General features: G+C 32.9%; 12 protein-coding genes. All 12 read right to left on the reverse strand.

Annotated elements, in window-relative coordinates:
* Nucleotides 1-140: 140 nt before the first annotated feature.
* The 12 genes from A9G17_RS04995 to crp all read right to left on the reverse strand — a co-directional run bounded on the left by A9G17_RS04995 (nt 141) and on the right by crp (nt 15,745).
* Nucleotides 141-2,000 carry a SurA N-terminal domain-containing protein gene (locus A9G17_RS04995; protein ID WP_065737768.1) on the reverse strand — a complete coding sequence of 620 codons (1,860 nt, stop codon included), beginning with the start codon at nt 1,998-2,000 and terminating at the stop codon, nt 141-143.
* 132 nt (nt 2,001-2,132) lie between these two features.
* Nucleotides 2,133-4,568, reverse strand: a complete 2,436-nt coding sequence (gene lon / locus A9G17_RS05000; protein ID WP_081301681.1) for an endopeptidase La — start codon at nt 4,566-4,568, stop codon at nt 2,133-2,135.
* A 187-nt stretch (nt 4,569-4,755) separates the two neighbouring features.
* Nucleotides 4,756-6,030 (reverse strand): ATP-dependent protease ATP-binding subunit ClpX, encoded by a 1,275-nt coding sequence (gene clpX, locus A9G17_RS05005; RefSeq protein WP_065737769.1) that lies wholly within the window; start codon nt 6,028-6,030, stop codon nt 4,756-4,758.
* A 12-nt stretch (nt 6,031-6,042) separates the two neighbouring features.
* A complete protein-coding gene (gene clpP, locus A9G17_RS05010; RefSeq protein ID WP_065737770.1) occupies nt 6,043-6,645 on the reverse strand; it encodes an ATP-dependent Clp endopeptidase proteolytic subunit ClpP in 603 nt (200 codons plus the stop codon).
* Between the two features lie 93 nt (nt 6,646-6,738).
* A complete protein-coding gene (gene tig / locus A9G17_RS05015; protein ID WP_065737771.1) occupies nt 6,739-8,040 on the reverse strand; it encodes a trigger factor in 1,302 nt (433 codons plus the stop codon).
* Between the two features lie 107 nt (nt 8,041-8,147).
* Nucleotides 8,148-9,176 carry a UDP-3-O-(3-hydroxymyristoyl)glucosamine N-acyltransferase gene (lpxD, locus tag A9G17_RS05020; RefSeq protein WP_065737772.1) on the reverse strand — a complete coding sequence of 343 codons (1,029 nt, stop codon included), beginning with the start codon at nt 9,174-9,176 and terminating at the stop codon, nt 8,148-8,150.
* Nucleotides 9,176-9,664 (reverse strand): OmpH/Skp family outer membrane protein, encoded by a 489-nt coding sequence (locus tag A9G17_RS05025; RefSeq protein ID WP_065737773.1) that lies wholly within the window; start codon nt 9,662-9,664, stop codon nt 9,176-9,178. The genes lpxD and A9G17_RS05025 overlap by 1 nt, the downstream gene beginning before the upstream one ends.
* Nucleotides 9,665-9,703: 39 nt before the next feature.
* Entirely contained in the window at nt 9,704-12,127 is a 2,424-nt protein-coding gene (gene bamA, locus A9G17_RS05030) for an outer membrane protein assembly factor BamA (protein WP_065737774.1), read from the reverse strand.
* 25 nt (nt 12,128-12,152) lie between these two features.
* Nucleotides 12,153-13,472, reverse strand: a complete 1,320-nt coding sequence (gene rseP, locus A9G17_RS05035; protein WP_081301683.1) for an RIP metalloprotease RseP — start codon at nt 13,470-13,472, stop codon at nt 12,153-12,155.
* 14 nt (nt 13,473-13,486) lie between these two features.
* A complete protein-coding gene (locus A9G17_RS05040; protein ID WP_065737775.1) occupies nt 13,487-14,326 on the reverse strand; it encodes a phosphatidate cytidylyltransferase in 840 nt (279 codons plus the stop codon).
* The gene (locus A9G17_RS05045; protein ID WP_065737776.1) at nt 14,320-15,051 is read right to left on the reverse strand and encodes an isoprenyl transferase; all 732 of its coding nucleotides are present in this window, start codon (nt 15,049-15,051) and stop codon (nt 14,320-14,322) included. The genes A9G17_RS05040 and A9G17_RS05045 overlap by 7 nt, the downstream gene beginning before the upstream one ends.
* A 61-nt stretch (nt 15,052-15,112) precedes the next feature.
* A complete protein-coding gene (gene crp / locus A9G17_RS05050) occupies nt 15,113-15,745 on the reverse strand; it encodes a cAMP-activated global transcriptional regulator CRP (protein ID WP_025316411.1) in 633 nt (210 codons plus the stop codon).
* Between the last annotated feature and the right edge of the window lie 76 nt (nt 15,746-15,821).

Consider the following 15,821-nt stretch of genomic DNA (forward strand, 5'->3'; position numbering starts at 1 on the left):
TAAAAATAGTTATGCAATTAATATGCTTTTTAACTATCTCATTTAATCAAATGCTAAAGGTTTATTAATTTTATAAATGAAAAAAGTCACCGAAGTGACTTTTAATTTTTGCTGAATTTTGCATTAATTTATGATTTGGATCACAAATTAGCATCTGGCATAATTTCAATCTTAGCTTTAGAACGAATATCTTCAGTAAGATAATAATATATATTATTAATATATAATGGTAATAATTCAGACGAAATATCTTTCTGTTCATTAGGTGTTTTTACACCAGTTAATACCACAATAGCAGCACTTTTATCATCTAAGTATTGAATACCAAAAACTCGTTTAGATGTAACTGATGGTACCAAATCAAAAACCATATCAACAATTTTCTTATCCAGCACTTTTGAGTTCCGAGTAAGTTTATAACTTTGAGCAAAGTTTACATTTGACGAACTACCCGTTTCGTTTAATTGTGCTAATATATTATCTACAGTCGATGTAAAACGTTCATTAGCAATATTTTGATAAAGTTTTTTATTAATTTCATCTTGGACTTCTTCAAAAGGTGCTATCCCTTCCTTACGATAATCAACAAGTTGAATAACAAAATCAATCATATCAATACCTTGACCAACAGTTATCATTTCCGAAACGTTACCTGTTGCTTGACCATCAACAATCATTTGATCACCAAATGCAACATCCCTAACTTCAGGATATCGTAAAATTGTAGTGATATCATTGTAATAAGACCAATCTGAATTAACTATATGTAAATCAGAATCTTTTGCAATAGCTTCTAATGAATTAGGGTTTTTGTTTACCGCAGCCTGAATTTTATCTTCTACAGAATAAAATATAGCATTTAGTTTTTCATCTTCCAGCTTTGAAGTAATCATATGTTTTGCAAAATCAAAATCCATAACTCTAGATTTTTGTATATTATCTAATTTAACGATAACATAACCATCATCAACTTTTATCGGCTTAGAAATTTGTCCAACTTTTTTTAAATTAGCATCTTTAAATGCTTGAGGTAAAGAATCATCCATATTAAACCATCCCAATGAACCATTCTTTCCATACGGAGAGGTATTAGCGGTCTGATTAACCGTTTTAACAATAGTATCAAAATTACCACCAGATGATAGATCTTTGATAATATCATCTGCCTGTTCTTTATCAGTGACATAAATTACACTGTAAGCTTGTCTTTCAGGGAAAGAATAATCTTCTTTATTTTTTTTGAATTGTTGTTGTACTTCATCATCAGTAATACGAATTTTATCTATGTAATTAGATTTTTTATTTAAAATATAATTAAACTTAACTCTTTCTTTCCGATAAAACTCACTCTTATGTTCTTCATAATATTTCTTTTCATCTTCAACAGTAATTTTAACATCATCCATATTTACCACTTTAGGGCTCAAAGTTGATGTATAAACTGTTCTTGTTTGATCTTTTAACTTGGCTAACTCTGAATCTACAGGTAATACAAAACTTGAGTTTACTAAAGCATTAATGACTTGTTGTTGTTGCAAAGAGGTTTTCAAGCCTGCACCATAACTATCAGGTGTATAACCGTTTGCTGAAAGGAGTTCTAAATATTTTTTATTACTAAATTTGCCATTTTCAAAAAACATCTGTTGTTTCTTGATGAATTCTTTGACTCTTTCATTACCTATATTTGCATTTAACTGCTCGGCAAATTTATAAGATAAAAAATTCGTAATTTGTGAATATAATACATTGCGGCGAAGTTGTTTGATAAAAGCAGGGTCACCTGCTGAATTTGAAGTAACTTCCCTTACTTGAGCTTCAAATTGTGCTCGATTTATCCCTTCTCCATTAACTTTTGCGATGTATTGTTGGGCATCACGCGCATTATTGCCGCCCCCAAATCCAAAAAAACCTATCCCTGTGAATATAAATGATAAAATAATTATTGCAAAAATAATTTTAACTACAATATGGTTTGCAGCTGTGCGGATTGTATCCATCATTTCTTGCGATTCTCCATATATCTAAAGATTAATTCGGCAAGTATAGCATATTTACCTAAATTGGCTATTATCGAAACGCTAAGAGATAAAAAAAGATCAACACTATGTTGATCTTTTTAAAATTAAATACAATTAATTTAATTGCGTCTGAACTGGAATTTTAGATTTTATTTGTTTAGTTGCCTTTTTAGTTGCATGTTTTAAACTAATTTTATCTTCTTCAAGTTCTACACCAAACGGATTATTTTGTAATGCTATTGTTATTACTTCATCAATCCATTTTACTGGGCAAATATCAATTTCAGCTTTAACATTATCTGGAATTTCTTCTAGATCTTTCACATTATCCATCGGTATAACAACCGTTTTAATTCCACCTCTATGTGCTGCAAGTAATTTTTCTTTAAGACCACCAATAGGTAATACTTCACCTCTTAAAGTAATTTCCCCAGTCATAGCAACATCAGAACGAACAGGATTACCTGTTAAAGTTGAAATTAATGATGTACACATAGCGATACCTGCACTTGGACCATCTTTCGGTGTCGCACCATCGGGGACATGGACATGAATATCACGTTTTTCGTAAAAATCACCATTAATACCTAACTTTTCAGCACGAGAACGAACCACTGTCAATGCGGTTTGAATAGATTCTTGCATCACATCACCCAATGAACCGGTATAAGTTAATTTACCTTTACCTGGTACACTAACTGATTCAATTGTAAGTAAATCACCGCCTACTTCAGTCCAAGCAAGACCAATAACTTGCCCAATTCGATTTTCATTATCGGTTTTACCATAATCAAATCGTTGTACTCCTAGAAAATCTTTTAAATTATCCTGGGTTATCGTCACTTTTTTCAACTTGCTATTTAAAGCTAATTGTTTTACAACTTTACGGCAAATTTTTGCTATTTCCCTTTCTAAGCTACGAACCCCTGCTTCTCGAGTATAATAGCGAATAATTCCAATTATAGCTGAATTATCTATACTAATTTCTTTTGGTTTTAACCCATTATTCTCTATTTGTTTAGTAATAAGATGCTGTTTAGCAATGTTTAATTTTTCATCTTCTGTATAGCCTGAAAGACGAATAACCTCCATTCGGTCTAACAATGGTGCTGGAATATTCATCGAATTAGCAGTAGCAACAAACATTACATCAGATAAATCATAATCAACTTCAAGATAGTGATCACTAAAAGCATTATTTTGTTCTGGATCAAGTACTTCTAACAAAGCAGAAGCAGGATCGCCTCGCATATCCGATGCCATCTTATCAATTTCATCCAATAAAAATAATGGATTTTTGACACCAACTTTTACCATACGTTGAATCAATTTACCTGGCATAGAGCCTATATAAGTTCTTCTATGTCCACGAATTTCTGCCTCATCACGAACACCACCTAATGCCATTCGGACATATTTACGCCCTGTTGCTTTAGCGATAGACTGACCAAGAGATGTTTTACCTACACCTGGAGGTCCAACTAGACATAATATAGGTCCTTTGACTTTATTAATTCGACCTTGAACAGCTAAATATTCCAATATACGATCTTTAACTCTTTCTAAACCATAATGATCTTTATCTAGAATTTTTTGAGCACCCTCAATATCTTTTTTAACTTTGCTACGTTTATGCCACGGAATTTGTATCATCCAATCAATATATCCTCTGACTACAGTTGCTTCAGCAGACATTGCAGGCATCATTTTGAGTTTATTAAGTTCAGCCAAAGCTTTTTCTGTTGCCTCTTGTGGCATTTTAGCTTTGGTAATTTTATTTTTTAACTCTTCATATTCATCTGATTTATTATCGATATCACCCAATTCTTTATGAATTGCTTTTATTTGCTCATTAAGATAATACTCTTTTTGCGCTTTTTCCATTTGTTGCTTAACACGCTGACGAATATTTTTTTCAACTTGCAATAAATCGATTTCAGATTCCATCAATGAAATAAGTAACTCAAAACGTTTTTCCAAATTAGCTGTAACCAGTAATTCTTGCTTTTGTTCTACTTTCAAAAATAATGTAGCGGCAATAGAATCAGCCAGTTGTGAAGGCTCTTTAATCAAACGAATTGAATCAACAACTTCTTGTGTTACCTTTTTATTCAGTTTTGCATAATCATCAAAATTAGAAAGTACAACTCGCATTAAAGCTTCATTTAAATCATCATTTTTGTTTTTTTCATGCAATGTTTCGATATTGGCAATAAAAAAGTCGTCTTCTTTTTGTTCTAAAATATCAACAATTTTAGCTCGTTCAACACCTTCAACTAAAACTTTTACAGTTCCGTCTGGAAGTTGAAGCAATTGTAAAATATTGGCAACAGTCCCAGTTTCATATAAATCATCAACATCAGGATCATCTTGGGATGGATTTTTTTGAGTAACAAGAAAGACTTGCTTATCCATTTCCATTGCACTCTCAAGACAACGTATCGATTTATTTCGACCAACAAAGAGAGGAATTACCATATGTGGAAATACCACAACATCACGTAATGGTAAAATAGGCATAATCATTTGTTTAGTTTGTTTTGTTTTCATTTTTTTCTCTCTAATAGTACAAACCCATTATGTTGATATTGGGATTGATTTTAGATATTCAAGCCTATTGTTATGAGTCAAATATATACTATTCCTTAAACATTTTGACAATATCTACATGTAATTAGATATAATATAAATTAGATCATGCTTGTTAAAGTTTCAACAATAACAAGCATCTTCATAGTTAAGCTGACAACTCAACATCTTCTCGGTAAATTAAAGCTGGTGCTTGTGATTTTTCTACTGTTTCTTGTTCAACAATAACTTTTTTAATATTCTTCATAGATGGTAGATCATACATTGTATCTAATAAAATATTTTCAACAATAGAACGTAAACCTCGAGCTCCTGTTTTACGTTGCAACGCTTTTATTGCAATAGCGTTTAATGCATCTTCAGTAAATTCTAATTCAACTCCATCTAACCTAAATAATGCTTCAAACTGCTTAGTTAAAGCGTTTTTAGGTTCAGTTAAAATACTAATTAAGGCATTTTTGTCTAATTCTGATAATGTACCGATAACGGGTAATCGACCAATAAATTCAGGAATCAAACCAAATTTTACTAAATCTTCAGATTCAACTTGAGCGAGTAACTCAGACTCCGTTGCCTTATTTTTACTGCTTTTAACATCAGCTCCAAAGCCAATACCAGTATTAACAGATACTCGATTTTCTACTACTTTATTCAAGCCACTAAACGCCCCACCACAAATAAACAGAATCTTTGAGGTATCTACCTGTAAAAATTCTTGTTGAGGATGTTTACGTCCGCCTTTGGGTGGCACAGAGGCAATAGTACCTTCAATAATTTTTAATAAGGCTTGTTGTACACCTTCTCCAGACACATCTCTTGTGATTGAAGGATTATCTGATTTTCTTGAAATCTTGTCTATTTCATCAATGTAAATTATACCACGTTGTGCTTTTTCAATATCATAATCACAACTCTGTAATAATTTTTGAATGATATTTTCAACATCTTCACCGACATACCCTGCTTCTGTTAATGTTGTTGCATCTGCCATCGCAAAAGGAACATCTAAAAAGCGAGCTAAAGTTTCGGCTAATAATGTTTTACCACTACCAGTTGGACCAATTAATAAAATATTACTTTTACCTAATTCGACATCATTATGACTTGCATAATTACGTAAACGTTTATAATGATTATAAACAGCTACAGATAATACTTTTTTTGCTTTTTCTTGACCAATAACATATTCATCAAGATGGTTTCGAATTTCATGAGGAGTTGGTAATGGTTTACTATTAAATTCTTCATGTGAGAGAAAACTTTTTGTCTCTTCTTTTAAAATATCATTGCATAGCCCAATACACTCATTACAAATATAAATAGATGATGGTCCTGCAATTAGTTTTCGAACTTCATGTTCACTTTTACCACAAAAAGTACAATAGAGTAATTTTTCTGAGCTTTCATTATTCACTTTTACCACCTAGCTAATTTATTATGAACGTTTACTATATATGGCATCCACTAAACCATATTCAACTGCTTTTTCGGCAGACATAAAGTTATCACGATCTGTATCTTTTTCAATTACACTAATATCTTGACCAGTATGCATTGCCAAAATATTATTTAAACGGCTTTTTACTTGTAAGATTTCTTGTGCATGTATTTGAATATCGGAAGCTTGTCCTTGAAAACCGCCTAATGGTTGATGAATCATTACCCTAGCGTTAGGTAAGCAATATCGTTTACCTTTTGTTCCGGCAGTCAAAAGCAATGATCCCATTGAACATGCTTGTCCCAAACAAATTGTGCTAACATCAGGTTTTATAAATTGCATAGTATCATAAATGGCCAGTCCGGCTGTAACAACACCACCTGGTGAATTTATATATAAATGGATATCTTTTTCAGGATTTTCAGCTTCTAGAAATAACATTTGAGCGATAATTAAGTTAGCCATATTATCTTCAACTTGTCCTGTTAAAAAGATGATTCGCTCTTTTAATAACCGTGAATATATATCGTAAGCTCTTTCTCCACGAGAGCTTTGCTCAACAACCATTGGAATCACACCCATATATGGTTCTAAAGGCATTTTTATCTCCTAATTAAACAAAATAGCCCAAACAGATAATTCTTATTTGGGCTTAAAAGTAATCTTTTTATTTAATGAAGCAGTGTATAGATATTAAGCCACTTGCTGATTCATTAATTCAGAAAACGAGTAGTTTTTATCGGTTACTTTAGCACTAGCTAATAATAAATCAACTACTTGATCTTCAATCGCTACAGATCGAATGTTATCCATCGCTTTCTTATCTTTACTGTAATATTCTAAAACTTCTTTAGGATCTTCGTAAGCAGAGGCAATTTCATCAATTAATGATTTAACTTTTGCATCATCAGCTTTAATCTTATTGCTTTCAATAATTTCGCTAAATAATAAACCAACTGATACACGGCGTTTAGCTTCAGCTTCGAATAATTCTTTTGGAAGGTCGATTGGTTGCTTCATATTTCCACCAAATCGTGATACAGCCTGTTGACGGAGTACATCAATTTCGCGTTCTACTAATGCAGCAGGTACATCAATTTCATTATTCTTAACTAAACCATCAATAACTTGTGCTTTAATTTTATTACGAATAGTTGCATTAAGTTCGCGCGACATATTTTTTCGAACTTCAATACGTAAGCTTTCAACTGTACCATCTGCGATACCAAACCGTTTAATAACATCTTCAGTAAGCTCTGGAAGTTCAAGCTCTTCCACTTTTTTCAATGTTGCAGAAAATACTGCAGGCTTACCTTTTAAATTTTCGGCATGATAATCTTCTGGGAATGTTACGTTAATATCAAATTGGTCATTAGCTTTATGATCTAAAATAGCATCTTCAAACCCAGGAATCATTCTACCTTGACCTAATACTAATACAAAATCATTAGCTTTACCGCCTTCAAATTCCTCACCATCAACCTGACCAACAAAATCTAAAGTTACACGATTTTGTTCTTTAGCTGATTGTTCAACTTCTTTCCAAGTCCCTTGTTGTTTACGTAATGTTTCAATCATAGTTTCAACATCAGCATCAACAACTTCTGCTACTGGTTTTTCAACTTCGATCTTATCTAGATCTTTGATTTTAACTTCAGGATAAACCTCAAATTCAACAGTAAAGGTGTAATCTTCTCCATCTTTATATTCTGTTGGAGTATAAGTTGGTGCACCTACTGGATTTAATTTTTCTTGAACAATCGCTTCAATGAAATTTTGTTGCATTAAATCACTTAATGCATCTTGTAAAATAGACGCACCATAGCGTTGTTCAACAATTTTTAAAGGTACTTTTCCTTTGCGGAAACCATCAATTCGTACTTTTTTTGCAGTATTAATCAGCTCTTTATCAATTGCTTTTTTAATATCCTCTGATTTAATGGTAATTGATAAACGTCTACCTAAACCTTTTGTTGTTTCCACCGAAACTTGCATCTTTATACCTCGAAATTATTGAATAATATCTGCTCATGATTATTTTAAATTGATAATTGAGCCAACAAATTTATAAAATAGGCGAGCATTATACCGACCGTAAACGTCTACGTCGAGACATTTAATAGTTTCTTCTCAAGCGCTTTCAAACGTTTATTCATTTCATCAATATGTAACACTAACGAAGCGGTTTTTCGCCACACTTTATTTTCTTGTAGTGGGATCCCAGATGAATATACACCAGGTTCAGTGATAGGACGCATCACCATTCCCATGCCAGTAACGGTTACTTGATCACATATTTCCATATGCCCATTAATAACACTTGCTCCACCGATTAGACAGTGACGACCAATAGTTAAGCTACCAGCCATAATAACGCCTCCCGCAACTGCGGTATGATCACCAATTATATCGTTATGAGCGATTTGGCATTGATTGTCAATAATAACACCATTACCTATAACCGTATCATCCAGTGCACCTCTATCTATTGTGGTTGATGCACCGATCTCTACATTATTGCCAATAACAACACGCCCTAATTGAGGGATTTTAATCCAGTTTCCTTTATCATTAGCGTAACCAAATCCATCCGCTCCTATTACCGTTCCTGATTGCACTAAGCAATTATCGCCAATAATACAGTTGTGATAAACCGTGACATTAGCCCATAATTTTGTATTTGCACCTATTTTTGTATCTTTACCAATAAAGCAACCCGCACCAATAATACAATTATCACCTAATGTAACACCACTTTCGATAACAGCATTAGCTCCAATTGAAATATTACTACCTAACTGAGCAGATGAATCAATTACTGCTGATGCCGCTATATCTTTAGCTGGTGCAGGTGTTGTATCAAGATATTGAGCTAATTTTGCATAAGTAAAATAAGGATCTTTTACAATTAATGCAGCACCTTGCCAATACTTAAGACTTTCTTCTGTCATTACTACGGCAGAAGCTTTACATTCTGATAAATTATTCTGCAATTTTTTATCAGACAAAAAGGTAATTTGGCCAGATACTGCACTTTTCATTGATGCAATACCTGTGATAGTTATATTACCATCACCATGTAACTTTGCATCAAGTTGTTTAGCCAACTGTTCTAAACGGAAAGCAAACATTATTTTTTAACCTTTTCCAATACTTTATTAGTGATATCTACCGCATCCGATGCTGATAATGTAGCTTCTGCTTTTAAAATAAGATCGTATTTTTCTGTAGTAACAATACTTTTAACAGCTTCTTGGATTTTAGTTAATAATTTACCCACTTCTTCTGATTCACGTTTACGGTAATCTGTAGTAAACGCTTTTGCTTTATTTTCAAAATCTGAAATTGTTTTATTTAACTTTGTTTTTTCTGACGCTGATAATGTTAAACCATCTTTCTTTAAACGAGCTGCTGCATCACTTGCTTTCTTTTCTTCTTCACGCAATGATTTCTCTCTGGCTTCGAATTCTTTATTTAAAGCCTGCCCAACCGCTTCTCGTTGAGGCATATTTTGTAATACAGACATTACATCAATAACACCGATTTTAACTTCTGCATTTGCTATACCAGTAAACAGTAATGCAGCACTTATACTAAGAACGGATATAATTTTTTTCACTTTCTTCACCTATGTCTATTTATTAATTTTGATATGAAATTACCATGTCGAACCGATATTAAATTGGAATTGTTGAGCTGAATCACCATTATATTTCTTAAGAGGTTGAGCATAAGAAAAGACTAATGGACCTAATGGTGACATCCATTGAACAGCTAATCCTGCCGACATTCTTATGTCAGAAGGTGAACTATAATCTGGAATATCCTTGTTCTTAAAATTCCACTCAGTATCCCATACTGTACCTGCATCAAAAAATACGGAGGTACGAATGCTATCTGTATATTTTTCTCCAGCAAATGGAGTAGGAACAATCAATTCTGTACTCGCAAATGCTAAAGCATTACCACCAACTGCATCTTTCGATCTTCTACATTTACTTGTATTATCTAAACCACTACAACCATTATCATTATTAAAATAAACCGCTTTAGGACCAACGGTATTAGCTTTAAAACCACGCAGTACAGTTGAACCACCAGCATAGAAGTTTTCATAGAATGGCAACTCTTTACCACCAAAACCATCACCATAACCAAAGCGACCTCGAGTTAAGAAAACCCAATGGTGTTCAGAGTCAAATGGATAATAATAGGAAGCATCGGTGACTACTTTGTAGAATCGGTTATCAAATACAGGCGCTGTTATTTTTGCGCTAGCGGTCACTTTTAAACCATCAGTAGGAAAAAATCCTCGATCTAATGAATTATACGTCCAATAAGCATTTAGTAATAAATCATTAGTGTCAAAAGAAATAGAACGTCTATTCTTCATATTTTCACCCATAGATTCAAAATAACGCCACATTCCATATTGAGCTTTCATATCAGATAACTTATGATTAGCATATTCAGTACCAAAGCGAATGAAATTATTTTCACTAATTGGAAATCCTAAATTTGCTGATGCACCCCATGTTTTACTTGAGTATTCTGACTCTTCATCATCGTCATCTGCTTTATAAGTATTATAGTAGACACTACCACCTAAACTTACACCATCAACAGTAAAATAGGGATCAACAATTGAAACAGAAGCTGTCTTATCAGTATCAGTAGTGTTAATATCAAATGAAACACTATTACCAGTACCTAACCAGTTATCTTGCGATATACCTGCATTAAAGCTAACACCACTATCCGAACCAATTCCCACACCAAATTTAATACTACCAGTGTTACGTTCAGAAACTTTATAAATGATATCAACTTGATCATCTATTCCAGGCACTCGTTCAGTATTCGCTTCAACAGTATCAAAGAAACCTAATCGATTTAAGCGATCTTTACCTAATTCAACTAACCCGTTACTTAACCATGCGCCTTCCATTTGACGAAGCTCACGGCGTATAACACTTTCACTTGTTACTGTATTACCAACAATTTTAATATTACGAACATAATAACGTTGTCCGACATCAACCATAACTATTAGTTTTACAGTATGTTTAGAATCATCAATTTCTGGCTGAATAACGACTCTAGGATAAGCATAACCGAAATTAGCAAGTAAGCGTTTAACATTATCTTCGATATCTGTTATTTTCTGACCATTATATAAATCACCAACTGATACGCGCTCATTAGCTATTTTGGCGATCGCATCTTTATGACCAGCAAATTTTCCTTTAAAATCAAGACCAGATAACTTGTATTGTTCACCTTCATGGATGTTTATCGTTACATAAATTCCTTTTTTATCTGGCGTTAAACTTACTTGTGTGGAATCGATGTTAAAACGAGCATAACCACGATTTAGATAGAAACTTTGTAATTCATCTAAATCATTAGCCAATTTTTGTTTTTGATATTTTCGATCACCAAGCATATTCCACCATGGAACTTCATCACGTAGTGAAAAACGTGAAATAAGTTCTTCTGAAGAAAATGCTTTAGCCCCAACAATATTGATTTGATCAATCAATGCCGATTTACCTTCTGCAATAACCAATTTTAAATCAGCACGGTTACGAGATAATGGGGTAACTACAGCTTTAACTTTTGCGTTATATTTACCAACACTGTAGTAAAAATCTTCTAAGCCTTTTTCAATTGCCGAAAGCATTGTACGATCTAATGCTTCACCTTCCCGGATACCAGAGCTATCTAAATTCTTTTTCAACATATCATCTTTTACTGATTTATTACCAGAAAAAGTAATACTCGCAATAGTTGGACGCTCTTGAACATGAACAATCAATTTATTACCATCGCGGGAAACACTGATATTATCAAAATTACCACTAGCATAAAGGGATTTGATAATACGCCCTAAGTCAGCTTCATTAACATAATCGCCAACTTGAACAGGCATTTCAAGCAATGCGGCACCAGGAGTAACTCTTTGCAAACCTTCAAATTTAATATCTTTTACTATAAAATCATCAACACAAAATGCGTTGGAACTGTACATTGCTGTACCACTGAACAGCAAAGATGCTATAAGTAATTTATTTATTTTCATTGTAAATGTTTATAACCTCATCCCATCACAATCGTAAAAAATCGTTAAATAGTGCAATTCCCATTATTAATATTAATAAAAAAAACCCTATGCGAAATAATCGTTCTTGGGTTTGTTCTGATAAGGCTTTCCCTTTTATCTTTTCAAGCAATAAAAAGACAAGCTGCCCACCATCTAATATTGGTAATGGTACAAGATTGATAACACCCAAACTGATACTAATAAATGCTAGGAAATATAAGTAAGGTGTGAAACCATAACTTGCTGTTTGCCCTGCGTTTTTTGCTATTGTTATAGGCCCTGATAAATGTTTAAGGCCAATAACACCTGTTATTAATTGATAAAGTGAACCTACAGTTACTTTTGTCGTTAATACTGTTTGTTCGATACCTTTACCTAATCCTTCTAAAAAACCGTATTGTTTAACTACTGCCTCTGAGGAAGGATATAAACCAGCTACACCTTCTCCATTTTTCTGAACTGTTGGTATTAAATCAAGATAAATTTCACTATTACCCCGTTTAATCTTTAATACCATTGCATTTGCTTTTTTTATTTCAGCAGAAAAATCATTCCAATTTGTATAAAGATGATTATTATAACTAATAATTTCATCACCTACTTGTAATCCAGCTCTTTCTGCAGCTGATTTTGGTACAATTTTACTCACAATTGGATAAACTTCCAACGTTTTGGGCAGAAGACCGAATGCCGTAATAGACGATTCTTTCTCTATGTCAAAATTCCAATGGCTAATATCAACACTTTTTGTAACTTCTATTGGATTACCTTTATTATCGGTATCAATATAAGATAAAGATACACTATTTTTACCTAATACAGAGACCAAAGCTAAATTTACATCATTCCAGCTTTTAATTTTAATATTATCAATACTCTTTAACTCTGCTCCGTGAGGAATATACAAAGTAGAAGCAGGAGTATTGGCAATGGTATCTTTTACTTTTACGGGATAAACCATTACTCCGTTTAAAAAAATGACCCAATAAATTATTGCAGCTAAACCAAAGTTGGCAAAAGGCCCTGCGAATATGATTGCCATTTTTTGCCAAAATTTTTTTCTATTAAAAGCAAATTTTTCATCATGGTTTGAAGTTTTTTTTGCATCTTCGTTGAGCATTCTAACATAACCACCAAGAGGAATCATAGCAATTACGAATTCAGTTCCACTTGAAAATTTATGTGACCATATTTTTTTACCAAAACCAATTGAAAAGCATTCAACATAAACTCCACATAAACGAGCAATAAAAAAATGCCCAAATTCATGTACAGTGACTAAAATACCCATAGTAATGATAAATAGCAGCAACGGCCAGAGCAAAATATATTACCTCTCTATGTTAAGTATAAAGATAGTACTGTAAAAATTGGAACTGCGGCTGTTAAACTGTCAATTCTATCTAAAATACCGCCATGTCCTGGTATTAAATTACCACTGTCTTTAATGCCCGCTTCACGTTTAAACATACTTTCAGTTAAATCACCTAATACTGAGACTAAGATAGCAAAAAAAGAACTGATAAAAAAAACGTTAAATTTTATATTGAACAGATTGGAATAATAAACAATCAAGCTAATTAAAAGCGCAACACTGACACCACCAATAAAACCTTCTACAGTTTTACCAGGAGAAACTTTTGGTGCTAATTTTCGTTTACCAAAAGTTCGTCCAACAAAGTAAGCTCCAGTGTCTGTTGCCCATACTAGCACAAATACATATAACAGCAAGATTGCGCCTGTATAACAATTTGAATGATAGTTAATGGATCTTAACGTTATCATACTAAGGAAAAATGGAACTAACGTAAAAAAGGCAAAAATTAATTTTACAGCAGCATTAGACCAATAATGTATGGTTTTGGGATAACTTATGACTAAGTATAATGCAACTAACCACCAGATAATTGAAAGTGATAAAACAATATTATACAGTCTGGATTTTAGTTCAAAAGAGATTGGCATAAAATATAATAAAGCTAATATAACTGCAATAAAAAAAGCAAATATTAATCTTGAATGTTTTTTAGTTATATGTAAAAACTGAGACCACTCCCATGCAGCTATACCGACAACAGCGATCATGATAGAAGCGAATATCGATAGTTGTGTAAAAAAAAGTAGAATAATTACAAGTGGAATTAATACAATAGCAGCAAGTAATCGTTGAATTAACATGAATGTTCCTCTATAGGTATACCGCCAAAACGTCGCTCTCTGGCATTAAAGACGTCAATTGCTTTGTCAAATAATGTTTGATTAAAGTCTGGCCATAAAACATCAGTAAAGTAAAGTTCAGAATAAGCGATCTGCCATAATAAAAAATTACTGATTCTATATTCACCGCCTGTGCGAATAACTAAATCTACTTCAGGAAACTCATGCATACTTATTTCCGAATTAAATCGTTCTTCAGTAATATCATCTAACGTTATTTTACCATCTAAGACTTGTTTAGCCATTTTTTTAGTTGACTGTAAAATATCCCAACGACCACCATAATTAGCGGCAACATTCAAAACTAATCCAGAATTATCTTTCGTTAATTGTTCTGCATTAATAATCATATTTTGCAAATCATCATTAAATTGAGAAATATTACCAATAATATTTAATCGAACATTATTTTTGTGTAAACTTTTCATTTCACGATTCAAAGCATAAATAAACAAAGAAATTAAAGAAGAAACTTCATTCGCAGGGCGTTTCCAATTTTCACTACTAAAAGCATACAACGTCAAAACTTTTATACCAAGAGTTGCAGCATAGGTAACAATTTTACGTACGGCTTTTAAACCGGCTCTATGTCCAACTGCGCGTAATTGTTTTCGTTGCTGTGCCCAGCGACCATTTCCATCCATAATGATCGCTACATGGTTAGGAATGTATCTTTCTTGAATCATGAAATATACCGTGTCATATAAATCATTTTATCAACTTGTCATTAAATATTTGTTTAATCACTTAGCGGGTTCCGTAAACAACAATGGTTTTACCATGAGCAGAAATTAAATGTTGATCTTCAAGCATTTTTAAAATTCGGCCTACGGTCTCACGAGAACATCCAACAATCTGACCTATTTCCTGACGAGTAATTTTAATTTGCATACCATCAGGATGTGTCATAGCATCAGGTTGTTTAGCCAGATTTAATAAGGTTTGTGCAATACGACCAGCAACATCAAGAAAAGCTAAATTGCTGACTTTTTCTGACGTTACTTGTAATCTGCTAGCCATTTGGCTCGCAAGCTTCATTAAAATATCAGGATTGACTTGAACAAGTTGTTTAAATTTCTTGTATGATATTTCAGCAACTTCACAACTTGTTTTCGCTTTAACCCAAGCACTCCGCTCTGTTCCTTCTTCAAAAAGACCTAATTCACCTAAAAATTGATTCTGATTTAGATAAGATAATATCATTTCATTACCTTCATCATCTTTAATTAATACGGCTACAGAGCCTTTTACAATATAATAGAGAGTTTCTGCTTTCTCACCTTGATGAATAAGGGTACTTTTAGCTGGATACTTATGAATATGGCAATGGGATAAAAACCACTCTAATGTTGTATCCGTTTGCTGTTTACCAATCATTATTCCTTCCTCTCCATTCAATTTACAACCTACACACTATAACAAAGTTGGACAATAAATCATATACTAAGCAATAAGG

This window comes from Gilliamella sp. wkB7 (assembly GCF_001693435.1).
Lineage (GTDB): Bacteria > Pseudomonadota > Gammaproteobacteria > Enterobacterales > Orbaceae > Gilliamella > Gilliamella apicola_N.